The 25907-nt window shown below is 59.7% G+C and carries 16 protein-coding genes; 4 read left to right on the top strand and 12 right to left on the bottom strand.

All coding sequences use genetic code 11. From position 1 onward, the window contains the following. Window positions 1–52: 52 nt before the first annotated feature. A complete protein-coding gene (locus V3330_RS01470) occupies window positions 53–805 on the bottom strand; it encodes a hypothetical protein (RefSeq protein WP_354693602.1) in 753 nt (250 codons plus the stop codon). Window positions 806–979: 174 nt separating this feature from the next. Here V3330_RS01470 and V3330_RS01465 point away from each other — a divergent pair, with 174 nt between their 5' ends. Next, the gene (locus V3330_RS01465) at window positions 980–1372 is read left to right on the top strand and encodes a helix-turn-helix transcriptional regulator (RefSeq protein ID WP_354693601.1); all 393 of its coding nucleotides are present in this window, start codon (window positions 980–982) and stop codon (window positions 1370–1372) included. Between the two features lie 30 nt (window positions 1373–1402). Here V3330_RS01465 and V3330_RS01460 read toward each other — a convergent pair whose 3' ends face one another. The 5 genes from V3330_RS01460 to V3330_RS01440 form a co-directional block, all read right to left on the bottom strand. After that, a complete protein-coding gene (locus tag V3330_RS01460) occupies window positions 1403–6403 on the bottom strand; it encodes a fibronectin type III domain-containing protein (RefSeq protein ID WP_354693600.1) in 5001 nt (1666 codons plus the stop codon). A 1354-nt stretch (window positions 6404–7757) separates the two neighbouring features. After that, on the bottom strand, window positions 7758–8261 hold the full coding sequence (locus tag V3330_RS01455; RefSeq protein WP_354693599.1) for a hypothetical protein: 504 nt from the start codon (window positions 8259–8261) through the stop codon (window positions 7758–7760). Window positions 8262–8364: 103 nt separating this feature from the next. Continuing rightward, a complete protein-coding gene (locus V3330_RS01450) occupies window positions 8365–9879 on the bottom strand; it encodes an FMN-binding glutamate synthase family protein (protein ID WP_354693598.1) in 1515 nt (504 codons plus the stop codon). Between the two features lie 57 nt (window positions 9880–9936). Beyond that, the gene (locus tag V3330_RS01445; protein ID WP_354693597.1) at window positions 9937–11340 is read right to left on the bottom strand and encodes an aldehyde dehydrogenase family protein; all 1404 of its coding nucleotides are present in this window, start codon (window positions 11338–11340) and stop codon (window positions 9937–9939) included. Continuing rightward, on the bottom strand, window positions 11337–13001 hold the full coding sequence (locus tag V3330_RS01440) for an acetolactate synthase large subunit (RefSeq protein ID WP_354693596.1): 1665 nt from the start codon (window positions 12999–13001) through the stop codon (window positions 11337–11339). The genes V3330_RS01445 and V3330_RS01440 overlap by 4 nt, the downstream gene beginning before the upstream one ends. 196 nt (window positions 13002–13197) lie before the next feature. Here V3330_RS01440 and V3330_RS01435 point away from each other — a divergent pair, with 196 nt between their 5' ends. After that, window positions 13198–14838, top strand: a complete 1641-nt coding sequence (locus tag V3330_RS01435; protein ID WP_354693595.1) for a DUF885 domain-containing protein — start codon at window positions 13198–13200, stop codon at window positions 14836–14838. Window positions 14839–14982: 144 nt separating this feature from the next. On the opposite strand, the gene V3330_RS01430 is transcribed toward V3330_RS01435, so the two are convergent. From V3330_RS01430 to V3330_RS01420, 3 genes are all read right to left on the bottom strand, one after another. Next, complete coding sequence (locus V3330_RS01430) at window positions 14983–16029, bottom strand: peptidylprolyl isomerase (RefSeq protein WP_354693594.1); 1047 nt, start codon at window positions 16027–16029, stop codon at window positions 14983–14985. 55 nt (window positions 16030–16084) lie between these two features. Beyond that, window positions 16085–16948 (bottom strand): glutathione-dependent disulfide-bond oxidoreductase, encoded by an 864-nt coding sequence (yghU, locus tag V3330_RS01425; protein WP_354693593.1) that lies wholly within the window; start codon window positions 16946–16948, stop codon window positions 16085–16087. Between the two features lie 191 nt (window positions 16949–17139). Further along, entirely contained in the window at window positions 17140–18018 is an 879-nt protein-coding gene (locus V3330_RS01420) for a class I SAM-dependent methyltransferase (RefSeq protein ID WP_354693592.1), read from the bottom strand. 97 nt (window positions 18019–18115) lie between these two features. On the opposite strand from V3330_RS01420, the gene V3330_RS01415 reads away from it, so the two are divergent. Beyond that, complete coding sequence (locus tag V3330_RS01415; RefSeq protein WP_354693591.1) at window positions 18116–18859, top strand: hypothetical protein; 744 nt, start codon at window positions 18116–18118, stop codon at window positions 18857–18859. A gap of 143 nt (window positions 18860–19002) precedes the next feature. On the opposite strand, the gene hydA is transcribed toward V3330_RS01415, so the two are convergent. Beyond that, window positions 19003–20397 carry a dihydropyrimidinase gene (gene hydA / locus V3330_RS01410; RefSeq protein WP_354693590.1) on the bottom strand — a complete coding sequence of 465 codons (1395 nt, stop codon included), beginning with the start codon at window positions 20395–20397 and terminating at the stop codon, window positions 19003–19005. A gap of 126 nt (window positions 20398–20523) precedes the next feature. Between hydA and V3330_RS01405 the strand changes: the two genes are divergently transcribed. Further along, window positions 20524–21681: an acyltransferase family protein gene (locus V3330_RS01405; RefSeq protein WP_354693589.1), complete on the top strand. Its 1158-nt coding sequence runs from the start codon at window positions 20524–20526 to the stop codon at window positions 21679–21681. On the opposite strand, the gene V3330_RS01400 is transcribed toward V3330_RS01405, so the two are convergent. Continuing rightward, window positions 21632–22540, bottom strand: a complete 909-nt coding sequence (locus V3330_RS01400; RefSeq protein ID WP_354693588.1) for a TylF/MycF/NovP-related O-methyltransferase — start codon at window positions 22538–22540, stop codon at window positions 21632–21634. The two genes, V3330_RS01405 and V3330_RS01400, sit on opposite strands and share 50 nt — an antisense overlap. Beyond that, on the bottom strand, window positions 22530–25901 hold the full coding sequence (locus V3330_RS01395) for a glycosyltransferase (RefSeq protein WP_354693587.1): 3372 nt from the start codon (window positions 25899–25901) through the stop codon (window positions 22530–22532). Before V3330_RS01395 ends, V3330_RS01400 begins: the two co-directional genes overlap by 11 nt. Window positions 25902–25907 lie beyond the last annotated feature (6 nt).

The raw sequence follows: 25907 nt of genomic DNA, 5'->3' as shown, positions 1-25907 counted from the left end.
CGCACGCATCGCTGGATGCGGCAGATGCCCGGCGCGATCATTGAAGTGCCGTTTACCGTGGCGCAGAAGTGAGCGGGGCCGTGCGGGAATCGGCTCGCGCCGCCTGGTTTCGTCGGCGCTCGATCCATTCCCGCAAATGGCTTCTGCTGGCGGCATTGAAGTGCCTGGAGTCCAGGATCAGGGTGTCGGAGCGGTGTCGGTAAAGCCGATGCACCACGCGGGAGAAACCACCGGCGTCGTGAATGACGAGATCCGCGGTGGCCAGGGCATCGATACTGCGCAAGGTGTCCGCAACGGATTCTCCGATGATCCGGTTCACCGGACCCTGCCATGGAAGCGATTGCATCTCGTCTCGCCATTGCGTTGCCAGACGCCGCAGGTGATGCCGTTCGGAACGGCTGATCTGAACCAGGCCCCGGGCCACGGCATCAATCAGTGCGAACAGCGTTCGTCCATGGCCGTCTGACAGCACGGTGAGTGAAGCGGGCGCGGTGCCGAGCGCCGCGGTGATTTCCCGCAGCACATTCACGTAGTGCCGTGTTTGGGTATGCCGGAAATCGGGTTCGAGTCTGACGATTTCGTTTTGATACGCCACTTCATCCTCGTATACCCGGTTTCCGTGGAGTATGAGTTTCCGGTCGGGGAGTTCGACGATGGAACGGTCTCCGCGCCGTACGTGCAGCACGATCCGGATCCCCTCGGGCGATGGCGGCGTCCGCCCGGATCGTTCCCGATGCGCCCAGTAGCGGTCGTAAAGTAAACGCAAGGTCGCATCGCGTCTGCCCGGGTCCGCGTGATCAACCATTTGCCGAATCTGCCCGATTTCATGGTGATACCCGGGTCCGGGATGGAGACGCAGCAGCAGGGTTGCGTTGCCTTTTTACAATACACTCGCGTTTCAATTAAGTCATTGATTCCAAAGCCATACGACTTTGAGCCGATCTCCGTAGGAGACCGCATTCGAAAAAAGAGACTGTAAATGGGGCTATTTCAAAGTGAGGTGGCGGATCTGCTTGAAGTCAACACGTGGACTTTTTCTAACTGGGAAAAGGGCCGTACACAGTCTCCTTTTGCGGTCATGCCGGCAGTTTTTCGACTCCTAGGTCATGATCCATACCCGAAGCCCAGAACACTCCCAGAGCATCTCTTGGCTAAGCGGCGGGAAATGGGCTGGGCGATCAAACAGGCCGCGTGGGCGATCGGTGTTGATTCATCAATTTGGCGAAACTGGGAGAATGGACAGATGATTTTGTATCGCAAGCACCGTGTTGCTGTTGCGAATGCATTGAACCTAAGTATGGATGCCTTGGACGAACAGATGGCCATTGAATGGCGCAAGACTCATGGGCGGGTTCGATTTGATGCTTGGTAGTGCACATAATATCCGGGGCATTCTAGACTTCTATTGGTTCTGAAGGATAGAGGCCTTTTCATTGTAAACATCTTCAATTTGCTGAGCCGTCAAGACAGTGCCCACCCAGACCCTGTAGTCATGCATATCTCCTACGAAATATGTGCTCCCATTTCGTGTACACCCTATTACAGTTGCGAAGGCACTTCCCGGTGAGCCGGCAGATCCTGAAGCAACAAGTTCTCCATTCACGTAAAAGCGAAGCGAGTCATCTACATGAACTGCAGCAATGTGGGTCCAAGAATCCACTCCTGTCACCGTCGCCTGTGCTGTGTTTACGTCATCAATTCCATATTTGACGGTCATTAAGTCACCAGACCATCGTGCAACTTGTAGGTGGCCCCAGCTAGTGGAGCGTTCGTAAAATAAGCCGTAGCCCGTACTTCGGTCCTCTGTGACTTTCATCCAGAAGGCAACCGTACCGTCATCGCCACCCAAGAGCGTCCCTGAGCGATACAGGTAAGGATTGTCGCCATTTGGGGGGGTGGATTTGTTAACCGAGCCATTATCAGTGCCTGATCCATCGAAGCGAGCAACGTGGAGTCCGTCAACCAATACTGGGTAAACCGTGTTCAGTGCGTTATTTTGCGTAAGGGTGTAATCACCAATTGAGTCATCCAATACTTCAGCGGTTGTAAACCACTGGACGGTTGCTGCTGGCGTTGAGTCGAAAAACTCAAACCCATCGCTAAATAAGACTTCACCTGTACCGTGTTGAACATAGTGCACCGATACAGTATGTGCACTTGTCGGCATCGTAATCTGATTAATGGTCGACGTACTTCCGTCGTTGTTGGTGCCGTTCCAACTTCCCACACCCCATCCGCTGTTGGGCGTAGCTGTCAGATTAATAAGTTCACCGGCATGATAGCCGCTTGGCGCACAACCAGTGGAACCGCTTGGAGTCGCTACTGGATCAGAACCCAATCCTGTGTGCTCCAGAGTCAAAGGCAAGCACACTGAATTACGCCGACCTGCGTCGTATTCGCTCAAATCACTGCAAGTAGTGTCTGAGAGACAAGCTTTGACCCTGTAGTAATAGGTCACATCAATTTCTGCGCCGAAATCGTCATGAGTTGTAACATTTCCAGCTGAACTGGAAATTGGGGCTCCACAGCTCCCAAGTGATGTGTCTGTACACCGATAAACCTCGTAGTAGTCTTCGCCTGATACGTCATCCCAGGTAATCTGAATTTTGTCCGCATAGACATCAAAAGACGCGTCAATTCCTCGAGGAATTTTTGGAGTGGACGGAGAATCAGCAGTCGTGTCGGAAGCTTCGTTACTGTATCCGGAATGACCCGCTGGATTCCATGCACGAATGCGGTACTCGTAGGTTGTAGAGGACGACAAACCTACGTCGAAGTAGGTAGTTTCGTTGGCAGGCACAGTGATAAGTTGGGACCAGCCATTACCGCCTGATTGCCGTTCTATCTTGAATAAGTCCTCGTTATCAGAATTGTCCACCCAGTCCAGAAGAATCTCATTAGCTGACGCAGCACTTGCGTTAAGGGTGGACGGGGCATTTGGAGGTGATGGCGGGGGGGCAAGCGTCGTGGCTGAATCGACATTGCTATGATCTGAATATCCTTCGGAATTCCACGCCCGCAACCGATATTCATAGGTCGTGGAAGACGTTAACCCTTCGTCAGCATAAGAATATTCATCCGCCGGTAATGTGGCAATGAGCAACCAATTGCTGCCGCCGACTCGACGCTCCAACTTGAAATAAACTTCATTGTTTGAATTATCTATCCAAGTGACATTAATTCGATTACTTGAAACGGCTATGGCGTTGAGCGAAGAAGGTGCGTTCGGTGCCGACAACGGAAGTCCGTCAGTTGTTGCCGAATCTTCGTTGGTGTAGGCGGAATTACCAATTCCGTTCCAGGCTCGCACTCGGTAATCAAAAGTACTTGAGTCGGGCAAGCCAGAATCTGTAAAAGTATTGTCATTGGCAGAATTGACACCGACTTCTGACCATGCCCCACCCGCTGCTTTTCGTTCAATTTTGAACCCTTCCTCATCTTCGGAATTGTCGGACCAAAATAGCCCAATCTGAGTATTTGAAGCCGCAAAGGCGATCAAGCCGTCGGGCGCGCTCGGAGGCATTGGCGGCGGCGCTTGAGTAGTTGCGCTGTCAGTGTTGCTGTAAGGAGAGTCACCAATTTCGTTTGATGCACGAGCGCGATACTCATAGGCTGTTGATGACGCAAGTCCCGTATCGGTAAAGCTTTCAACAGTGGGTCCGGTTACCTGAATCTCTGCCCAAGGTCCCGCGCCCATTCTGCGTTCGATTTTGAAAGAGTGCTCGTCAATCGAATTATCTTGCCAATTGACTTCAATTGAACTTGCGGACAAAGCTACGGCTTCCAGGTTTGTTGGAGCATCTGGAGGGGTACCAGATTCGGTTGGATCTAGGAAGAACTGCACATCATCAACCCACACAACTGCGTCTAACGAATCACCACCTTCAATTAGATAAAACCCCAACTGAATTATCTGCCCTTGGTAACCAGTAGCGTCAATCAGGCAGTATTTCCACTCGGCCGTTTCGGATGCTAACGAGAGGTTTTCACAAGGCATGGAGACGCCATTTATCCTAGCCTCAAAGGTGTCGTCCAAATCTTCGTGACTCACACGCGCGCGATACTGAATCCACTGCGCGGTCTCTGGAACGAATAAGGGATTGTGGGCAAGGTAGGTTTCATTATCACTGAGTTTTAGTGCACCGTTCTCAATATCGCCATCACCACCGCCTCCGTTTGCGCCCCAACCTGGAACTCCATAAACGATGGTGTACGCACCCCAGGGGCCTCTATCGAAATCGCCGTTTAATATTCCCTCGAATTCAGGATTGAACTTGACCTCTAACTTTTCAGTTTGGGGACAGAACTCAGTGTGCCCTGAACCAATTCTAGAATGGTAGTAACCGCTGACATTGCGGGACCTGGCTTCTGCGAAGCAGCCGGGCTCAGGCTGATCGTACCAGAGCGACGTGTCGGGATTGCAAAGTGGGACAGAGATTGACCAATCGAGGTCTATCGTAGCTCTGTACCACTCGTGCACAGCTGAGTGGCCTACCTCTCGTCCGGAAAGATCAAAATTGTAGGCTCCATCAAAGGGCGCACCATCGAGATTACCGCATTCATTATCTTCACTGTGATAATTGTCGACAAAATCCGTTCCAAGCCATCCAACCACTGGGCGACTAGGATAGGTATATTGGTTCACATCATCGTCTTCGGCGATTGCCCCAACACCATCCCAGTGCGGATCAAGTGCTGTAAATTGATCAATCTGCGTCACGAATTCGTAGTGCAGTAATCTCTCAGCAGCCTCACTATTTACGACGACTCCGCGGCTGTGACCGATAAAGTGCAAGTTGTCGAGGGAAAAGTCTCCGTCTGCCGCGCCAGATATGAGCGCAGTAAACAACGAATCACCTGCTGCTTCAGAGAAACCCCACCAGTCGTTGTTGCTCTCATCCGCCCAATCGAAAAGAAGAACAGTTTCACCACCACCACCACCAAATTCCGACTGCAGCACAAATTCGTTGGAGTTCTTGATATACATCCAAATGGAGCCCGCCCCAGCTCGAGCCACAATTGCGTCAGCCATGTCTTCAACCCAACCTGGGAATGAACCTGTTAGTTGGTAACCGTGAGTAATTACAGTCGTTCCATTTTCAACAATTCTTGCGCTCATTGTCACCACGTCAAAATTGGTGTTGTTCCCTTCATTGGATTCGACCAAGTTGTCATTGAAATCTGCGATTAAGCCAAACCAGACTGTTCCGTTTTCCGGGAATCCAGCTGGTGGAGTGGCGGGTAAGAGTTCAGGATGAGAAATCGCCAATGTGCCCGCAGGAACATTAAATGAATGCAGGAAATAGTCATCTGCATCGCCGATAGTTGAGTCATTTGACATGACAAGGCGGGCTGTGGATGCGCCGGCCGGCCCGCCACCATTGAATATTTCAACACTGAAACCAACGTTTTCACCCCAGTTCCACTCACTTCCTACCGTCTGCAAAAAAGCCGTCAAGTCCGGATCTTCGACAGGAGTGCTCATCGTCACCCTGTCGGAGTCAGTATTGTTTCCCTCGTTTTCTTCATCGACAGTGTCGGTTGCATCAGCGATTAGCCCAAAATAGACATCTCCATTCTCCGGAAAACCCGCAGGGGCACTAGTTGGCAAAGTATGCGGATATGACAACGCCCAACTGCCTGCAGCGACACTAAATGAATCGATCAGGATGTCATCACCATCGCCAATCGTATTGTCGTTCGACAATACTAGGTGTGCTGTCGAAGATCCCGCAGTACCGCTACCTATGTTCGAGACTTCCAGATCAAAACCTACCGATTCCCCCCACTCCCAAGGCTCAAGTTTTGCATCTATCGTTGCAATCAAATCCGGTTTTGGTTGCACAACAGTTAAGGATTTCTGCATCACCCACCAATTTTGTTGATCTTGGCTTCCGTTGGTTGGCTCACCCAAATATCCCGAAGGCGAATTCATGTAAGCACGATATTGAATCGTGAAAGTACCGAGAGACCGTGGCGTTACGGAGAGGTTGATGTTTCGGCTGGAACCTGCACCCCAACTGCTTGTGTACCTTTCGTAGGCTACATAAAGTGTAGTGGGCAACTGACCACCAGTCCCTGGCCGCAAAAACAGGCATAAAGTGCTGCCAGCATCACACTTGGCTTCCGACGGGAGATTGCTCGAATTATAGGAGACCCTTGAAAGGTCACCAGACTGATTTAGTTGTGGAAACGATATGTTTATTCCAGCATCGTTCGATGTGGAAGCACCGCAATTCTCAGCAAAGACGCTGAAGTTAACTGAGTCACCCAGTTCGATAGTTGTCGGAATAGACGACATCGAGACATTGCATGGGTCCTGTGCAGCAGTCTTAGTTGCAGAAACCAGCAGTCCAATCGTCACCAGGAAATGGATGGTGGACGAATTTTGAACTTTAATCATTTATTTGTCTGCAATGGCGCGATTATCGCCTTCAGCCATATTACTGAAAGCCGATAAATTAACAGGGCTAGAGTCCCTTCCCATCGAGACGGAATAATCCATCAGTCCCCAATTGGTAATAATAATCTTCTACTCGTACGGGCGTTATTGTCAACTAACGAGCAGTCGCAGAATCGAATCTAGTAACTAATAGTTCATTAGGATGAACAAGTGTAAGTATGGAAAAACCAGTAAAGTATGAGTAACCCATGATTCACGTCAAATAGTGATGGAAATCTTGGTGCTTGCACTCAGTGGGTAGTCCTCATGGAGTGCATGGGTTCGTGTTGGTGAATTACAGGACAGTAGTCGATTCGCTCGCGGTGCGCCGATCGCATTCTCGACATGTCCGTATTCGTATTTGCCAAGGAATGATTAGTCGCCTTTGTCAGTATATGTGGTCGACATTCGAAAGTGCTGAAGTGGTCCAGAAATGCTCGATTGGCTGTGCTGTATTCCCCGCCGAAATTGCAGGAACAATTACGGTTTTCAGTGAAAGTAGTAATGTCAACATCGCGAGACTTGCAAGAAATTGTGCGCGAAATAAATCCAGGTGCAGACGGCAGGCTGATTGGCACGTTGCAAGGCAAGCGTTCACAACGTCACCGCCTGACAGTTGTCCCCGATTTGTTTGATGGACCAACGACTTTTGACCGATATGCGTATCACGTCGTGGGACGATCCAAGCTTCAATTCAACATCGGCTATCAAAGAAAAGAAACCCCCGTTTTGCTAAGCGTGAACTGCTCCAATAGAGCCGATAACCCTTAAGGGGTTTTGTACTGACGGCATCATTTCCGAGAAGCACTCTGGCTTCAAAGAGGGCGACGATCTATTAATCTCCGATGATGGTACGGTCCAATACCGTATAGACCGACCAAAGTTTAAATAACTTCTCCAATATGTAAGCCGTGGCTATTTTAAGGCATTGTTTGCCTTTGCTGGGATCGTATCAGCTGAAACAAAGGTGATGACACTGTTATTCGTAAATTGATGCGAAAAGGCCTAGATGTTCGGTTTGTGTACGCAAACTATGACAGGAGTGGTCTTGGAGAACTGCATATGGATATTGACGAAATGTTCGCTGAACACCACTCACGAGTCACCAGTGAGAAAGTAACGATCAGCACGCGAAACAGTAGGCGGAAAGGAAACTGTACGTATCGTGCTCTAATCGGATACCTCAATACAGGTAGTATGGATCACAAGCCGCATGATCCCGGACGTGCTCCAATTATCAAAGAGATGTTCCAGCTCTACGCGATGGGAGAGTGGGATTGAGCTGATATTGCTCGCTACGCCAATAGGCAGGCATTCACAACGGCACGGGTGTATCGCCGATGTCGGCACGCTCGTACAGGGCGCGTCGAAAGTCGCTCAGTGAGCGCGGGCGACTCGCGCGAAACAGGTCGGCTATGTCAACGTCGACCGCGCGGCGCCGGGGCAAGGCCGGATCGTCGATCGAAGGAGCGAAGTCGTTCAGTCCGAGAAAGGTATTGATGGGACACGCGGTCTTCGGTGTGGCGGCTGGCCGGTGCCGGTGGGCGGTTCTCAGTCGTGATTGAAAGGGCCTCAGGGTTCCGCAATGCAGATACGCCTGAACGGCCAGCCAGCGTTGCGCCCGCAGTTGCGAGTGGGTGACCGAACGGGCGAAATTCAGTGGGGTGTGCACATATTCGAGGCCGCACGCGCGTCCGAGATCGTGCAACAGGGCGAAGGTGTTGGACAGGGTGTCCGCAATACCTGCCGAACCCGCTGTGGCAATGGTAAACGAGTGCAGCGAACGGGCGCCGGGTGTTCGATCCGCCTGGTTGCTCATGCGCCTTGAATCCCCCTGCTGTCGGATGGTCAGCCCGTGGATCAGCTTTGCAGCTTTCGGGGGAAGGAGCAACCGGCACCCTGGCGGGTGCCGTCGCGGCGATCTAGGTGCCGGTGGCGACGATTGTGGGTTCCGGCAGGGGATAGAGGTCGTCCAGAGCCTGGGTGAAGCCGTCTTTGCAGACCACTCGCGCGTGGTAGCGGCGCAACAGGCGGGGTTCCGGTACGCCACAGGAATGCGCGATGACACCCACTTCCTTCACCATGTTTCGGGCATAGTTTGCGACTCGTACGGACTTGTCCGCCGGATCCAGCCCGTGCTGCAGTTTTCGATTGTGGGTGGTGATGCCGGTCGGGCAGGTGTTCCTGTTGCACTGCAGCGCCTGGATGCATCCCAGCGCGAACATGAAGCCGCGAGCCGAGACCACGAAATCGGCCCCGATGCACAGTGCCCAGGCCACCTCGGTTGGATTGATGCGCTTGCCGGAACACCCGAGCCGGATACGGTCGTCCAGGCGATGACGGATCAGCAGGTCGCTCACCAGGGGCAGGCTTTCCTTGATGGGCAGGCCCACGTCGTCCATTAACGGCATCGGTGCCGCACCGGTGCCGCCGTCGCCGCTGTCCACGACGATGAAGTCCGGCGCCGATTCGATGCCGCGCCGGTTGATCTCGGCGAACAGGTTTTCCAGCCAGCCGTAAGCGCCGATGACCGCTTTGAACCCGGTGGGTTTGCCGGTCACGCGGCGGACATGCGCGATCATGTCGAGCAGGTCTTCGACGCTGTCGATTTCCGGGTGCCGGTTGGGACTGATCGAATCCTCGCCCACCGGTATTCCGCGAATTCCGGCGATCTCTTCGGTCACCTTCGCGCCCGGCAGTATGCCGCCTTTGCCTGGCTTCGCGCCCTGGCTGAGCTTCAGTTCGAACATGCGGACGTTTTCGTGCGCTGCGATTTCGCGCAGTCGATCGTCATCCAGTTGCCCGTTCGCGTCGCGCACGCCGTACTTGGCCGTGCCGATCTGGAACACGACGTCGCAGCCGCCCTCGAGGTGATAGGGCGACAGTCCGCCCTCTCCGGTATTCATCCAGATGCCGGAGGCCTGCGCTCCGCGCGACAGCGCGCATACCGCGGGTGTGGAAATCGCGCCGAAGCTCATGCCGGAAATGTTGAAGAACGACGCGGTCGTGTAAGGAGTTTCGCAATACGGACCGTACTTGACCGGCGACGGCGGTACGGCGTCCTCGTCCAGTGTCGGGAAGGCACAGTTGACGAACATCACCGTGCCCTCGGGTCGAAGATCACGGGTGGAGCCGAACGCGACCGTGTTGTCGACGTTCTTCGCCGCTCGATAAGCCCAGGACCGCTGTGCGCGGTTGAAGGGCATTTCCTCGCGGTCCATGGCAAAAAAGTATTGCCGGAAGAACTCGCCCAGGTGTTCGAAGAAGTAACGCGCGCGGCCGACGACCGGGTAGTTGCGCCGGATGGTGGACTGGGTCTGCGATCGGTCGACGATGTACATCACCAGCACGGATGCGGCCGCCAGCCCCAGCGCGAAAATGAACAATGCCGCAAGCACTTCGAGCATTGTCAGCAGTAAGGATCCGACTTCAGCCATGGTATTTGTCCTCAGGTTCGTGGTGGCCGTGACGCTCCCGGTAGCGATGGAACGGGCTCAGAGCTCAGGGGAGTGAATCACCGCCATCTTCTCGATCTGCATGTCTTCGATGGTGTAGGGAATGCCGCCGACGCCGTAGCCCGACTGGCGCAGTCCGGCAAACGGCATGCCGTCTACCCGGAATGCCGTGTGGTCGTTGACCATGACCGCGCTGGCGTCGATGCGTCGATACACACGGAGCGCGGTGTCCACACTCCGGGTGAAGACCGCGGCCTGGAATGCGACCGGCAGGTCGTTGGCCCGTTCGATGGCGTGATCGAGATCATCGAACGGATACACGCACACCACCGGGCCAAATATTTCCTCGCGCGATACCCGGGCATCGGCGGGCGGATCGACCAGCACGGTCGGTGCGTAGCAGTTGTGCCCCAGGTCCTCTCCGCCCGACACACGCCGGGCGCCGGCCTGGGTCGCGTCGTCCACCCAAATACTGACCCGCTCGAGTTCCGCGGGCCGAATCAGCGGTCCCACGTCGGTGCGCTCATCGAGCGGATCACCGACCGTCAGTTCACTCGCGCCCGCGGCCAGCCGATTCGCAAGTTCTTCGGCAATCGAGTGATGGGCAAAGACGCGCTGCACCGACACGCAGACCTGGCCGGCGTGATAGAAACCGCCTTTCAGGATGGCAGGGACGGCGAGGTCGAGGTCGGCATCGCCGGCAACGATCAGCGGCGCAGCGCCGCCATGCTCCAGGGCGCAGCGCGTACCCGGGGCCAGGCGTGAACGCAGCATCCAGCCGATTTTCGCGCTGCCGATGAAGCTGAAAAAGCCAACCCGCGAATCGGTCACCAGTGCTTCCGCCAGTTCGAGATCGGTGGGTATCAGAAATCGGCACCAGCCTTCGGGCAACCCCGCCTGGGCCATGAGTTCGACGAACCGGAATGCGGACAGGGGCGTGTCCTCGGCGGGTTTGACGATGACCGAGCAGCCAGCCGCGACGGCGGCGGCAACCTGGTGGACGATGAGGTTCAGGGGATGGTTGAAGGCGCTGACGGCGACCACCACGCCCACGGGCTCCTTCTGCGTGAAGGCAAGGCGCTTCGCTCCGGCGGCCGTGCCGGCGATGGGGATCGTATGTCCGGCCTCGCTGCGGATGGTCTCCACCGCCAGGCGTACGCCGTCCGCGGCGCGTGCCGCCTCGACGCGGGAGTCGATCAGGGGCTTGCCGCCTTCCGATGCGGCGAGACGGGCGAGCTCTTCCAGCCGGTCTTCCATCAGGCCGGCGAGCCGGGTCAACACGTCGACCCGCTGATGCACTGGCAGCCAACGGTCCCGGTTACGGAAAATGGCGAAGGATTCGGTGAGCGCCTGCTCCACCTCGGCCGCGCCGGACCGGGCCACGGTGCCAATGACCGCGCCGGTATAGGGGGAAACGACCTCGAGCGGCGTGTGGCCGTTCATCCGCCCGCCATGCCCGGCTGAATGATCTCGCCCAGGCGGCGCGTCAGCAGCATGTTCTCACGGTAGTCCACCGGCGCCACGACCAGGCTCGGGCCGGGTTCATCGAATGCGGCTTCCAGCACCGGCCGGAAATCGGCCGCGTTGTCCACCGCATGGCCGATCCAGCCGAAGGATTCGGCCAGTTTCAGCCAGTCCGGATTGCCGAACGACAGTTGTGTATGACGGCCGAATTCACCTTCCTGCTTCCATTCGATCAGCCCGTAACCGCCATCGACCCAGACCAGCATCACGAGATTGCTGTCGAGCCGCCGCGCAGTCTCCATTTCCTGGACGTTCATCAGGAAGCCGCCATCTCCGGCGATGCCGAGGATGCGGCGTTCCGGATGGACGAGGCTGGCTGCAATGGCGCCGGGCAGGGCGAAGCCCATGGAACAGAAACCGTTGGGGATCAGGCAGGTGTTGGGCTCGTGGCAGTGGTAGTGACGGGCGATCCACATCTTGTGCGCGCCGACGTCGGAAAGCAGGATGTCGTCCGGACCCATGATCTGGCGTACGTCCCACAGCATCTTCTGGGGACGGATGGGACCCTCTCCGTCGTCACCGGCATGCGCTTCGAGTTCCTCGCTCATGCGCTGCCGCAGATTTTTCTGTGACTCGAGATCAAAAGCCGGCAGCTTCGACGCTTCCACGCGGGCATTGAGCATCCACAGGGTATGGGCCAGATCGCCGACCAGTTCCACCTGGGGGTGGTAGTGGGCATCGATCTCCGCTGGCAGGAAATCCGCATGAATGATGGTCTTGTCGCGGTCGGGGTTCCACAATTGGGGGTGGTATTCGACCATGTCGAAACCCAGTGTAATGACCAGGTCTGCCTCGTCGATGGCCAGTGTCGGCAGATCCTTGGAGCCCAGCCCGATGGTGTACAGGCAGGTGTCCGAATCCATGTCCACCGCGCCCTTGGCCATGAAGGTGCTCAGCACGCCAATCCCGGTGGCTTCGCAGAAGAGTCTGAGCTGTTTGGAAGCACGACGCCGAATGGTGCCGTTTCCGGCGATGATCACCGGGCGCCGGGCCTTGCGTATCATGTCGAACGCCCGATCGACCACTTTGTCGTCCGGCACCGCGCGGCGAAAGCGGCGCGGGTCCAGGGGCTGCGCGTCGACAGGAATCTTCGCCACATCTTCGGGCAACTCGATGTGAACGGCTCCGGGCTTCTCCGTGCGCGCCAGCCGAACGGCCTTGCGCACGATTTCGGGCAGGGTTTCCGGATGGTAAACGGTGGTGGCCCATTTCGTGACCGGTTCGAACATGCCCACCACGTCCATGATCTGGTGCGATTCCTTGTGCAGGCGTTGCGTGGAACCCTGGCCGGTCAACACCAGCATCGGCGCGCGGTCCATGTTGGAGTTCGCGACGCCGGTGATCAGGTTGGTGGCACCCGGCCCCAGGGTGCCCAGACAGCCGGCCGGATTGCCGGTCAGCCGTCCGTGAATCTCCGTCATGAACGCCGCTCCCTGTTCATGACGGGTTAGAACGAATTGAATGGAATCCGATTTCTCCAGAGACAACATGAAGTCGGCGTTTTCTTCGCCCGGAACACCGAAAATGTATTCAATTCCTTCGGCTTCCAAACAACGAACCATGAGATCTGATGCTTTCATATCTCTCCCGGGCGAATTTGTGAATCGCCTAATTGACCCGGCAATCGTTGCGAATCTTTCGCGGACACCGGCTGGCCTCCATTCCGTGACGTGCGTGAAACGTACGGCTTTCTTTGCGCGACCGGGATTTTTGCGGGCGGGAACGGTACCATTGAATGCCGCCCGATGCGGGCGTTCAAAGCCAGGGAAAGACACCATGTACCGAATGCTTCTCCGTTTGCCCGTCGTGATCTGTCTGTTTCTGATAACGGATGGAGTGTGGGCGCAGACCCATCAGGATCTGGTCGAACTGTTCGAGGACTGGCGCACCTTCGAGCGTCCACCGGTGCTGGACGGCGCGCCTGATTACAGTGACGACCGGTTCGCGGCCAGGCGGTCCGGGTTCGAGGAATTGCGGGGGCGGCTGTTGGCGATGGATGTCACAGACTGGTCGGTGCCGGAACAGGTCGATTGGCACCTGGTGCGTGCCGAAATGAACGGCTATGACTTCAACCGGCGGGTGCTGCGCCCGTGGGCGCGTGATCCCGCGTACTACAAGACCGTGTGGATGGATCGCAGTGACGTGCCGGCTCATGAAGGTCCGACCCATCACGCGGTGGTCGAATTCTGGACTTACGAGTTTCCGCTTTCTGCGGATCAGCAGGCCAGGCTGTCCCGTGAAATCGCCGTCATCCCGCCGTTGTATCGTCAGGCGCGGGCCAATCTGACCGGCAATGCGCGGGAACTCTGGTTCGCCGGCATTCGAGTGATCCGCAACCAGGCGGCGGACCTGGACACCATCGAAGAGCTGACCCGCGATTACGACAACGCGGCCCTGGCCGAGTCGATCGCAGCGGCTCGTGCCGCGACCGTCGAACTGGCCGACTGGCTGGAAGCGGAAGCGCCGAAGAAGACCGGACCGTCCGGTATCGGCCGGGAGAATTACACCTGGTACCAGCAGAACGTGCACCTGGTGCCGTTGACCTGGGAGGACGAGGTTCGCCTGCTCAAGCGCGAGCTGGACCGGGCCTGGTCGTCGTTGAAACTGGAGGAGCATCGCAACCGCAATCTGCCGCCGATGAAAGCCGCACAGAACGCGGCCGAATATGCCGCACTGGCCGACCGGTCCGCGACCCGCCTCATCGAGTTTCTCGACGAGCAGGACATCGTGACGGTCGAACCCTATTTCGAAACGGCCTTGCGGTCGCATTTGGGCGGTTTCGTACCGGAAGAAACGCGGCACTTCTTCTGGATTACCGCGCACTACGACCCGACCCCGCTGTACACGCATTTCTGGCATTGGTTTGAACTGGCGCGTATGGACACAACGCCACATGCGAGTCCGATCCGGAAAAACGCGCTGTTGTACAACATCTTTGACAGCGGCAATGAAGGCACGGCAACCGGGGTCGAGGAAATGTTCATGCACGCCGGTCTGTACGACGACAGCCCACGATCGCGTGAACTGGTCTGGATCCTGATGGCCCAGCGCGCCGCCCGTGGGCTGGGTTCGCTGTACGCCCATGCCAACGAGATGACCATGGAGGAGGCCGGCCGCATCCACATGGAATGGACGCCGCGCGGCTGGATGAAGACCGAGCCCGACCTGCTGATTTTCGAACAACACCTGTACCTGCGCCAGCCGGGTTACGGCACCAGCTACATCACCGGTAAATACCTGCTCGAACGCACCCTGGCCGACTGGTCCAAGCTGCGCGAGGAAGCCGGTGAACCGTTCTCCCTGCGCGAATTCTTCGACGCCCTGAACGCCACCGACAGCATCCCCATCGCGCTATCACGCTGGGAAATGACCGGCCTGGACGGAGAGATCCGGTTCCTGATGGACAACGACGATTGACCAATTAGGAATGGGGTCAGAGTAAAGGGACAGAGTAAAGGGTCAGCAGGGCTGGGGTCAGAGTAAAGGGACAGAGTGAATTTACTCTGTCCCTTTACTCTGACCCCATTCTTGCTCTGACCCCATTCTTGCGGGGCGTTGTGATCAGGGCGCGGTCAGACTCTCACAGAACGGCACGTTGTCCAGGGCCAGGCGTTCGATCGGAATCACGCCCTGGCGGTCGATGGAGGGGAGGTCGTATTCGATGGTTCCGGTCTCGCAGTCGGTGAATTCAAGCACCACGGTTCCGTCCGCCTCCTGAGCGGGGACCGGGTCGCTGGTATCGAACACCCCGCCGGAGGTGATTTCCACGTCGAGTTCCGCCCGGTTGCCGGAAAATGGGCCGAAGGCGGTCAGCCAGCGATGGCCCGGTTCGCCGAGTTGTGCTTCGGCGCCGGTTCCGGGACGGGTCACATCGTAGGTGAACCAGGCCAGGAAGACCTGGCCCAGATCCGGAAAAACGGTTATGAAGAAGCCCTGGCCGCTGGTCGCAGGGTTGAACCAGGCATCGTTGAGACCGGCGTTGATGGAAAATTCGGCGTCTTCCTGCACATCGACGAAAACGAGGTGTTCCTCGTCGATCGTCGCGTTGCCACCGGGAAAGTCAATCAGCGGAAGTTCGTCGAACGGCGCGCCGGCATTCCAGATCTGCAGGGCGGCAATGGCGTCCACGACCTGCATGCCGTCGCCCAGAACCTTGCCGAAGACCGTGAATCCGCCGTTCTGATCGTCCAGTTCCCCGGAGTTGTCCCCCAGGTTGATGAACCACTGGCTGGTCGCACTGTCGGGGTTTCCCGCCTGCTTGGCCATCGCGATGGTGCCGCGCAGGTTGGAAATGCCGGGCTCGTTCGTGATCGGCGGATCGGTCGGGATTGCGACCGGTGCGCCGTCGGCGAAGGTAAAGCCGCCGCCCTGAATCACAAAACCGGGCACGCTGCGGTGGATGAAGGATCCGGTGTAGTCGCCGCCGCGCACGTAATTCAGGAAATTGTTGACGGTCACGGGCGCGGCCTCGTCGAACAGTTCTACCTGAAAGTCTCCCAGGCTCGTCTGTATCGTCACTTCGGTCGCCAGCGCCGGGCTGGCTGTCAGAATCGCCGCGAGTACGAGCAGCATCCGGCGCATCGCGCCGGGCCGGGTGTTCACTACCATGTTGTTATCTCCGTTCAATGAACCGGCCGCGAGTGGGGCGGCCGTCGGGTGGGAATCAGGCGCCGGGGGCCTGCTTGTCGAAGTCGCTGGCGTCATGCCGTTCGTGCAGCTGCTCGTCCGGGTCGCCGAAGTTGCGGTTGACCCGGCGGCCGCGCTGCACCGCCGGGCGGCCATTGACCAGCTTCGCCCAGCGTTGTACCTGCGGGTAGGAATCGACCTGCAGGAACTCGGCCGCATCGTACAGGCGTCCGAGCGCCAGCGCGCCGTACCAGGGCCAGATGGCGATGTCGGCAATGCTGTATTCCGGCCCGGCCACGTATTCGTTGTCGGCCAATTGGCGGTCGAGTACGTCGAGTTGCCGTTTGACCTCCAATGTATATCGGTCGATGCTGTATTTGATCGGTTCCGGTGCGTAGGCGTAGAAATGCCCGAATCCTCCACCCAGGAAGGGCGCGCTGCCTTTCTGCCAGAACAGCCAGTTCAAACATTCGGTTCGCGCCGCGTGAGTCGCGGGAAGAAAGGCGCCGAATTTTTCGGCGAGATACAGCAGGATGGAACCCGATTCGAACACCCGGATGACGGGTTGCACGGACCGGTCGACCATGGCCGGAATTTTTGAATTGGGATTGACGGCGGTGAAACCCGAGCCAAACTGGTCTCCCTTGTTCACATCGATCAGCCAGGCGTCGTATTCGGCTTCTTCGAACCCCTTGTCGAGCAATTCCTCGAACATCACGGTGACTTTTACGCCGTTCGGTGTCGCCTGGGAATAGAGTTGATGGGGATGCCGGCCAACGGGCAGCTCCCGGTCATGGGTGGCGCCGGCCTCCGGGCGATTGATGTGCGCGAAGCGGCCGCCGGTGGCCGCGTCCCATTGCCACACCCTGGGTGGCGTCCATGAATCGTTTGTTGTGCTCATAATCCTAGCTTTATGCGGAATGGGGAGTGAACAGGTGAAACTCTGGGCCGGCAATCGGCCTGATCGTTTATGCGAAAGTTGTTGCGGGAACTTTGCAGGGCGCTGATATCTTCACGCGGCCGGGCCTATTATCCCGCAAGTCGGCGCCCGTGAGAAATGCTCGATTTCGTCCTTGCGAACGAGGGTTCGATTCACGGATCGAGAGGGCCTGTGCCCGCTTCGTTCTTGCGAAAGCGCAGGGTCATTCGGTCCGACTCACCGATGGCCAGGTATTCTGACCGGCAGGCCTCACTGCGAGCCGCATCGTCCATCGACCGGCAGTGGCGCAGGCCCGGGGGCAGACTCCACACGCCGGCGGGGTGATTGCGGGTGTCGCGTGGATTGGCGTTGACCTCGGAGCGGGCGTCCAGGCGCAGGCCGGCTTGCGCCGCGAGTTCAATCACGTACTGCTCGGTGACGTAGCCGGACTGTTTCATCTGTTCCATGTCCGTGCCCGGCAGGGCCCGGTGCTCGACCACCCCGAGTATGCCGCCGGGCTTGAGGGCTCTCGCCATCGCCCGGAACATCTCGTCGGCGTAGCCACCTTTGATCCAGTTGTGCACATTGCGAAAGGTCAGAACGAGGTCGGCACTGCCGGGTGGTGCCATCGTGGTGCGTTCGGGAATGGAAAGCTCTGTCACAACAACGTGGTCGTAACGGTCCGGTCGGCTCTCCAGGGCTTCCGCAAAATCCGTTTGTACGTCCTTGCGCCACTGCGGCGTCCGTTCCGCCGTCATGGCGAACCCCGCGGCATAAAACGTCCCCTGATGTCGCAAGGCCGGTGCGAGTATGGCCGTATACCAGCCGCTGCTGGGCCAGACTTCGACCACGGTCATGTCTGGATCGAGGCCGAGAAACATCAGGGTTTCGATCGGATGGCGCGCGTCGTCACGGGCCCGGTCCACCGGGTTGCGATGGTCGCCGGCCACTGCCTCTTCGAGCAGGGCCTCGATCGGCTGTGTGGCTAGTGCCGGACTGGCCCAGGCCAGGGCTGCGGCAAGATAGGAGGGGGCGAGATGAATTTTCTTCATGTTGAATCCAGACTCCGCGGGCATGGAAACCTATCAGACCGCGAATCCGGGAATTATATTTCCCGAAGGTGCTTCAATAGCCTGCTAGACTTCGAGTATGTCTTTCCGGTCGCGATTGATTGACGTGCTGGGTGCGGCTTCGCTTGCGGTGGCGGTCGGCATCGGGGCCGGCATGGGCCTGTTGGCCGTTCCGCGGGCTTTCGCTTCCGGACCGTCACTGGACGCGATGATGCTCAAGCCCCTGCCGGAACGCCTGCGTGAGGCAGAGCGCCTGTACGAGGAGCGTCGATACGAGGATGCCCTCGAGGAATACGAAGTGCTGGCCCGGTTCGGCAGCAAGACCGCGCAATACCGCCTCGCGCTGATCCATCTGGATGAGCTGGACGAAGACGCCGATCGCATCCAGGGCTGGGTCTGGGCCGCGCTGGCTGCCGAATTCGGGCAGGTCAATTACGCGCGCCTGCGGGATGAGGCCTGGGCGACGCTGAGCCCGGCGCAACAGCGCGCTGCCTGGGCCCGTTTCCTCGACAAGGCTCAGATTTATTCGGATGAGGCGGTCGCCCGCAGCCTGATGATCAAGGCGCGGCGTAAGCGGGGAATGAATACCATCGCGCACGGGCTGCGCCGCGACGGATCGGTCAAAACCTACCGTACCGTTGGCATGAAAGGCGATGTGCTGGGGCCGGACAACGTGCTGGGCATTCTGCAGCAGGTCGAAAAAGTCGCGGAGTCACATTATCGTGGTGAACACGTGCGCCTGGGCGAGTTCGAGGTTCTGGAAGCCGATGCGGGTGAGTCGCCCGATGCGGCTGTGGACCCACTTCCGGAACGAGATCGCTGATCGGTCCGGCGGCAAGGTGACCGTTTCCGCAAGCTGTGGCTGAGCTCAGCCCATGGAGGGGGCGGATTCACCGTAACCGACCATCCGGTCAGTGATCCTTCCCGGGGGTGCGCCGGATACGGGTGTTGTACCGTCAACTCGCCTCAGCGCAGCCCGCCATAAAGTCCGCGCTTGAGGAACTGACCGTCGCCTTTCTTGCCGAGGTACTCGTTGTTCTGCACGACGACTTTGCCACGCGAAATCACGGACTCCGGAAAGCCCGTCACCTCGATGCCCTCGTAGGCGTTGTAGTCCACCCGCATGTGGTGGGTGCAGGGGTTCTTGACGCTGATGGTCTCGGTGCGCGCCGGATCGAAAACGACGATGTCGGCATCGGAGCCGACGGCGATGGTCCCTTTGCGGGGGAACAGGCCGAAGGTTTTGGCGGCCGCGGTCGAAGTGAGTTCAACGAATTTGTTCAGCGATATCCGGCCCTGGTGCACGCCGCCGTTGTAGACCAGCGCCATGCGATTCTCCACGCCCGGCGCGCCGTTGGGGATTTTCGAGAAATCATCCACGCCGAGTTCCTTCTGCTCCTTGAAACAGAACGGGCAGTGATCGGTGGAGATCGACTGCAGGTCGCCGAATCGAAGTCCGCGCCATAATTCGTCTTGGTTCCAACGTTCGCGCAGAGCCGGGGTCATCACGTACTTGGCACCCTCGAATCCTTTCTGCTCGTAGTGCGAGTAGTCCAGGAACAGATACTGCGGGCAGGTTTCCGCGAATACCAGAACGCCGCGATTGCGGGCCAGGGTCACCTGCTCCAGCGCGTCGGCGCAGGACAGGTGCACGATGTAAACCGGGACGTCAGCCACCTCGGCGATTGCAATGGCCCGGTGGGTTCCCTCGGCTTCCATGCGAGTGGGCCGGGTGAGTGCGTGATACTTCGGCGCGGTATGCCCCTCGGCCAGAGCCCGTTTGACGATTTCGTCGATGACGATGCCGTTCTCGGCGTGCATGCAGACCACGGTGCCGTCGTCTCCGGCCTGTCGCATGGCCCGGAAAATCGTTCCGTCGTCGACATACAGAACGCCGGGGTAGGCCATGAATAGCTTGTAGGAGGTCACGCCTTCGTCGGCCAGGTGCTTCATCTCCCACAGGCGTTCGTCTTCCATGTCGGTGACGATCATGTGGAAGCCGTAGTCGATGGCGGTTTTGCCGTCGGCCTTCGCGTGCCAGGTTTCGAGCCCCTGAAGGGTCGACTCGCCCTTGGTCTGGATGGCGAAGTCGATGATCGTGGTGGTGCCGCCGTGCGCCGCGGCGCGGGTGCCGGTTTCGAAGTCATCCGCGGACATCGTGCCGCCAAAGGGCATGTCCATGTGGGTGTGCGGGTCGAGGCCGCCGGGAAAAACGTACTTGCCTTCAGCGTCGATGACGGTGTCGGCTTCCATGGTCAGTTCGCGGCCGATGACCGACACGGTTTCGTCGTCGATGAACACATCGGCATGATAATCGTCGACCGCGGTGATCACGCGGCCATTTCGGATCAGTATCGACATGGCGCTGCCTCGGTTGGTTTGATCTCCTGAAACCCTAGCACCCGGGCAGGGCCGGCGACAATTTTCGAGCCGGGTTTGCCGTGAGCGATGGTGACGGCTTTGGGCCCCGGCCGGGGCTTGACGCCCATGCAGTGCAGCGACGACTATCCCTTCATGCTGGTTAACATACAGGCACTGCGCTTCATCGCGGCGTTGCTCGTCGTGCTGTATCACGCGTCGGCGCATCTGGGCGTGGCCGGGCAGGCCGCGGGGCCGCTGTTCGCATTCGGCCGGGCGGCGGGATTCGCCGGTGTCGATATTTTCTTCGTCATTTCCGGGTTCATCATGGTCTGGACCACGCCGGAATCGTCGGGGCCGGCCGATGCCTGGTCGTTCATGCGGCGCCGGGTGGCGCGTATCTATTCGGGTTACTGGCCGTTCTACGCGATCGCGATTGCGTTGTTCACCTGGCTGGGCGGGACCTATCTGACCGGGGTGTCGTGGCTCGGCTCACTCTTTCTCTGGCCGACGCCGTTGCCGGATCTTCTGATCCCGGTGAGCTGGACCCTGATTTTCGAGATGGTTTTTTACGTGTTGTTCGCCGTGCTGATCGCGATCGCGGGTCGGCGGCGCGCGTGGTGGCTGACCGGCCTCCTCGCCGCCATGTTGGGTTGGGCGGCTTACACCCAGTTCGTGCGACACGCTTATGATCCGGGCCGGCTGGAGCTCATGAGCATATACGAGCAATACCTGGCGTTTCCCTACCTGCTTGAATTTCTGGCGGGGGCGCTGCTCGCGATCCGGTGCCTGCGCCGGCCCGGCGCTTCCTCGGCCTGGGGCTGGGGACTGCTACTGGCGGGCGCGGCCCTGTTCGCGGCAGGCGGGTGGCTGAATGAAAGCGGCATCGCCGGGCGGCTGATCCAGGGCTACTTCGTCAATGTGCGGGTGGCGGTTTTCGGCTCGGCCTCGCTGCTGATCGTGGCCGGACTGGTGCGCCTGGAACAGGCCGGGGTGCGATTTCCGCCCCGTCTGGGCATACCGGCCGGCGGCTCTTCCTATGCCTTGTACCTGAGCCATACCCTGGTGCTGGCCGCCACGAATCACCTGGGTTTCGATCGCTGGGCCGGGGGGCTTTCCCCGGTTGTGGCTCAGGGCGCCTATGTGGGGCTGATCGGGCTGATCGTCGGCTACAGCCTGCTGCACCACCAGGTCCTGGAGCGGCCCCTGCACCGGAGTTTCAGACGCCTTTTGCGCGTCAGGGCACCTGCCAGCACACCCCGTGATCGTCGATGGGTTGCAGGGTAGCCGTGATGCCCTCGCGCTCGCGGTAGGTGTCCACCGCCTTGCGGCAGGGCGGCAGAATGCCGTAATCGTCGATGATCACCCAGCCCCCGGGCGATACCTTGTCGCAGAGCGTATCCAGAACGGTCAGGGTCGAAGCGTACAGGTCCGCGTCGATGCGCAGGACGGCCAGTGAATCGATCGGTGCGGATGCCAGGCTTTCATCGAACCAGCCGGGCAGAAAGCGGGTTTGCGCGTCGAGCAGACCGAAGCGTTCGAAATTGGCGCGTACCTCGTCTTCGGTCACGGCCAGAACCGGCAGGCGTGACGCGTCCATCGCGTAGTCACGATCCTCCGACTCGTCCGATGCCGGCAGACCGGCGAAAGAATCCGCCGCCCACACGGTGCGGTCGGCGCAATCGTGCGCGGCGAGCACGGCCCGCATCAGGATGCAGCAGCCGCCACGCCACACGCCGGCCTCGAGCAGGTCGCCGGGAACCCCGTTGCGAAGTACGTCTTCGATGCAATGCTGCAGGTTGTCCAGACGTTTGCGGCCGACCAGGGTCAGGCTGAATTCGCTGTAGTTGCGCAGCCTGCCATCGACCCCGGGAGCACGCCCTTCCATCGGGGTCTCCAGCAGGATGGTGTCGCCGCCCTGCTTGGCGGCGCGCAACTGGTCGAGCAGCGCCGGGTCCTTGCGGACCGCCCAGAGGTGCTCCAGTTCGGGAACTGTTTTCTGGGCGGCGCAGAGCACGCTCATCAGCATCTGGGCTTCGAGTTCGATGTACAACTCGTTGATCAGCGCGGATTTCACCAGATCCAGGTAGCGGTCACGCAGGCTGTCGGTCGTGGCGGCTGCCTTCGGGTCGGTTTCATTCGTCATGTTCGGTGACTCCCAGCGCGTTCAGCCAGCGTTCGCGGCGGTGCCGGCTGAGATGGTGTTCCAGTATCCAGGTCTGCAACCGGCGCGCCTGCCGCAGGCGTTCCGTTTCATCGTCCAGCCAGTGAGTGATTCGGCTGATCCAGTCTTCGGCATCGTCTGGCGCCGCGAGCGGGACCGGGCAGTGCTGGTACGGCGGCAGGTCGGCGGCGATGACCGGTACGCCGAGTATGCCGTTTTCAAGCACCTTGAGGTGGCTCTTGCAGCGGTTGAACGGGTGGTCCGTCAACGGCGCGATGGCGATGTCCAGGTCCAGCTCGGCCAGCCTTTTCGGATAGCTGTCGAACGGACCCATCGGCAATGCCTGCACGCCCAGGGCCTGCAGGGGTTCCGGGCACATGCCGAGGAACAGCCAGTCGGCCCGGTCGGCGGTGGCGCGCACCACCGGTTCGAGAAAGGCCAGGTCGGCGCCGTGCTGCGGAGCGCCGGCCCAGCCGATGCGCGGCCGCCGCGGGTTCTGACCGTCCGCTCGCATATTCTGCCGCTCGTCGATGGCGGGTGCGTTCCAGATCCAGTCGGGCAGGGCATTTTCGATCACGTGGATGTTGGGGTGATTCAGATCCAGCCGGGTGCGCAATTCAGGGGTGGTCAGCACCAGGGCATCGCTGAGGGCCGCTGCCTGTGCCAGCCGTCCCGGCACGTCGTCCGGCAGCATCGTTCGTGCGGGATTGTCCGGCGCCAGCGCCGTCCACAGGTCGTCGACGACCAGCGTGATCCGGGTGCCCGGTTCGCGGTGCAGACGGTCCATCAGCCGCAGGCCCTCGTCCGACAGAAACGGTTGCACGGCGACGTGGCGGGCCGCCGAGCCCGCCAGTGCCCTGCCGAGATCGAACCCCTCATCCCGAATCACATGAAAATGAGAGGTGGTGTCGTCGCTGTCGCTGGCGAGGTCCTCGAGCGGAAATCGAATGCGGTAGTGCGCGGTACCCCAGTGATCACGCATCACGCCGAGGCAGTGACCGGGCCGGGTGTCCGCGATCGGCCGCACCGTGCCGCGGAGCGCTGAGACCTGTTGCCGGAATCGGGCCGGCGCGAGCTGGGTATCCAGCGCCGGCTTGCCGGTCGCCTCCACCATTTTGCTCGCATCGTGGCCAGCTTCCGGGTCCGGTATGGGAGCTGATTCCAGCAACTGACGGTACACGCCCGCCAGGGCGTGTGCCGAGTCCTGGATCGATGTCACGCGGACTTTTCGGAGCCGCGCTCGGCAATCGGACAGAACCTTCTCCTCGAGTACGTGGCTCAGCGCCTCCGTCCAGCTTTCCGGCCGCATGTCGGCCACCAGCCAGCCATGGGTGCCGGGCTGCACGCGTTCGGCCAGCGCGCCGCGGGAACTGGCCAGAACCGGGACCCCGTGCGCCCAGCATTCCGACGCCACCATGCTGAACGATTCCTCGTAATGCGAGGGCAGCAGGCCCAGGTCGATGCCGGCCATCACCCGGCCGACGTCATCCGGATTGTAAAAGCCGCGCAGTTCCACGTTGGTGGGCAGGCGGTCGGGATCAAAACCCTTGATGCGTCCGTGGATGCGGAAACGGACCGGGGCATCGGTCAGAGCCTGCGCCAGGTGCAGGACGATTTCCGCGCCCTTCAAAACCTGGTCACCCCCGAAGTAGCCGATGATCAGGGGGCGGCCGCTTTCGGCTTGCTCCAGCGCATCCAATTGGGAATTCGTGGCAGTGGGGCTGGGCCCGGATTCGGGCAGCGCGACGCCGTGCGGATGCACGTGAATCAAGTCCTCCGGCAGGTCCGGGTAGGCTGCCTTCATTTTGTCTCGGATGAAGCGGGAGGGGACCAGCAGGGCATCGGATTCATGGAACATGGCCCGAATCAGTGTTTGTCGGGCCCGGGCGAAAACATCTTGAGTTCCGGCCTGCAGCTCATAGCCGGCCAGGCAGTCGCGGCAGCGGTCATCGGGCTGAAGCACCGGCCGCCCACACGGCTGGCCCGTGTGGTGCTCCAGTTGATTATGGATCGGACAGTTGAACCAGAAGTCATGCACGCTGATCAGCACCCGGCAGCCCAGACGGCGCGCGATTCGCGCCAGGACCAGCGAGTCCCAGTGCAGCAGGTGGTGAAAATGCACGATGCGGGCTTCGCTGCCGCGGATAATGCGGGCGAGGGCGCGTTCGGCATGGGCGCAGGAAAAATCCGCCCCGTGCCCGCCGATCCGGGTCGCCGGGCGGATCCAGCGCCGGTTCAGCATCAGTTCACGGTGTGGGCCCTGGGCGCGCAGTTCGAGGTCGCAGGCGGGACCCTCGGTATCGCCCGGGTACACCAGCCACTGCCGATAGTCCGAACTCAATTCGCGAATCAGTGATCGGGTAACGCGTTCGGTACCGCCCACGTGGTATTGGCGATGCAGCACATGAATCACCGCCGGCCGGGGGTCCCCGGGCCAGGCCAGGGACTCGGTTCGGGCGCGCAACGGATTGTCGCGCCACCAGGCGCGCACCAGGGGGCCGTACTCGGGCCAGATCCGGTCCAGCCGTTGCTGATGGCGTTGACGCAATCGCCGGCTGCTCTCCGCAGTAAAGCTGCCGCCCGAATGGTGAAACACACAGGCCCGGTCGGCGGCGAGAATGCGCCAACCCGCCGCCAGGCAGCGCATGGAGAGGTCGTTCTCCTCGCCGTAACCGGGCGCGAAGGTTTGGCTGAACGGCCCGGTCTGGTGCAACGCTTCACGCCGGATAAGCATGCAGAAACCCACGGCAGTGGGCAGTTCGACGAAACCCGCGGTCCGGGCCGCCACTGCCGCGGTTATCGACTCGCGCGGCGCCCCGGACCCGTCCGGACACACCGAAAGTATCGTCGCGCGATTGGAAATCGGGCAGACGATGGCGGCGTCATCATGGCGCGCCAGACAGTCCTGCAGGTGTTCCAGCCAATGCGGGCCGACCTCGGTGTCGGAGTTGAGCAGAACGATGTCCCGCGTGGTTCGCCGGAACGCCTCGTTGCAGGCGCCGACGAAACCCCGATTTTCGGCCAGCGTGATGCAGCGGGTATCGCGCCAGGCCGTGGCGAATTCCGCAATGACTTCGCAGGTCTCCGCGTCGTCACTGGCGTCGTCGATCAGCCAGAGCGTGTCGCCTTCGGACAGGGTCGGTATCAGTGCGGTCAGGCAGGCCCGAAGCAGCGCGGCGCCGTTGTGGATGGGGATCGCGATATCCAGCGGGGCGGTGCGTTCCGGAGGTGCGGTATGCACATCCAGCAGGGCGGGCGCCGACGCGACCGCCGCGCTGCAGGCCTGCTCGATGAAGGCTGCCGCGGCCGGTTCTTCAGTGTCCACGCCCGTTTGGGTGGCCACGGCGAA

Origin of the sequence: Elongatibacter sediminis (assembly GCF_037892215.1) — a bacterium.
Taxonomy (GTDB): domain Bacteria; phylum Pseudomonadota; class Gammaproteobacteria; order Xanthomonadales; family SZUA-36; genus Elongatibacter; species Elongatibacter sediminis.
This window is presented reverse-complemented; position numbering and strand designations above follow the sequence as displayed.

Excerpts from the sequence above, each read along its gene's own strand:
- V3330_RS01430 (WP_354693594.1), bottom strand. The coding sequence starts at position 16,029 with ATGGTAGTGAACACCCGGCCCGGCGCGATGCGCCGGATGCTGCTCGTA.
- V3330_RS01450 (WP_354693598.1), bottom strand. The coding sequence starts at position 9,879 with ATGGCTGAAGTCGGATCCTTACTGCTGACAATGCTCGAAGTGCTTGCG.
- V3330_RS01415 (WP_354693591.1), top strand. The coding sequence starts at position 18,116 with ATGTCTTTCCGGTCGCGATTGATTGACGTGCTGGGTGCGGCTTCGCTT.
- V3330_RS01420 (WP_354693592.1), bottom strand. The coding sequence starts at position 18,018 with ATGAAGAAAATTCATCTCGCCCCCTCCTATCTTGCCGCAGCCCTGGCC.
- V3330_RS01470 (WP_354693602.1), bottom strand. The coding sequence starts at position 805 with ATGGTTGATCACGCGGACCCGGGCAGACGCGATGCGACCTTGCGTTTA.
- V3330_RS01400 (WP_354693588.1), bottom strand. The coding sequence starts at position 22,540 with ATGACGAATGAAACCGACCCGAAGGCAGCCGCCACGACCGACAGCCTG.
- V3330_RS01460 (WP_354693600.1), bottom strand. The coding sequence starts at position 6,403 with ATGATTAAAGTTCAAAATTCGTCCACCATCCATTTCCTGGTGACGATT.
- yghU (WP_354693593.1), bottom strand. The coding sequence starts at position 16,948 with ATGAGCACAACAAACGATTCATGGACGCCACCCAGGGTGTGGCAATGG.
- hydA (WP_354693590.1), bottom strand. The coding sequence starts at position 20,397 with ATGTCGATACTGATCCGAAATGGCCGCGTGATCACCGCGGTCGACGAT.
- V3330_RS01465 (WP_354693601.1), top strand. The coding sequence starts at position 980 with ATGGGGCTATTTCAAAGTGAGGTGGCGGATCTGCTTGAAGTCAACACG.
- V3330_RS01455 (WP_354693599.1), bottom strand. The coding sequence starts at position 8,261 with ATGAGCAACCAGGCGGATCGAACACCCGGCGCCCGTTCGCTGCACTCG.
- V3330_RS01445 (WP_354693597.1), bottom strand. The coding sequence starts at position 11,340 with ATGAACGGCCACACGCCGCTCGAGGTCGTTTCCCCCTATACCGGCGCG.
- V3330_RS01435 (WP_354693595.1), top strand. The coding sequence starts at position 13,198 with ATGTACCGAATGCTTCTCCGTTTGCCCGTCGTGATCTGTCTGTTTCTG.
- V3330_RS01405 (WP_354693589.1), top strand. The coding sequence starts at position 20,524 with ATGCAGTGCAGCGACGACTATCCCTTCATGCTGGTTAACATACAGGCA.
- V3330_RS01440 (WP_354693596.1), bottom strand. The coding sequence starts at position 13,001 with ATGAAAGCATCAGATCTCATGGTTCGTTGTTTGGAAGCCGAAGGAATT.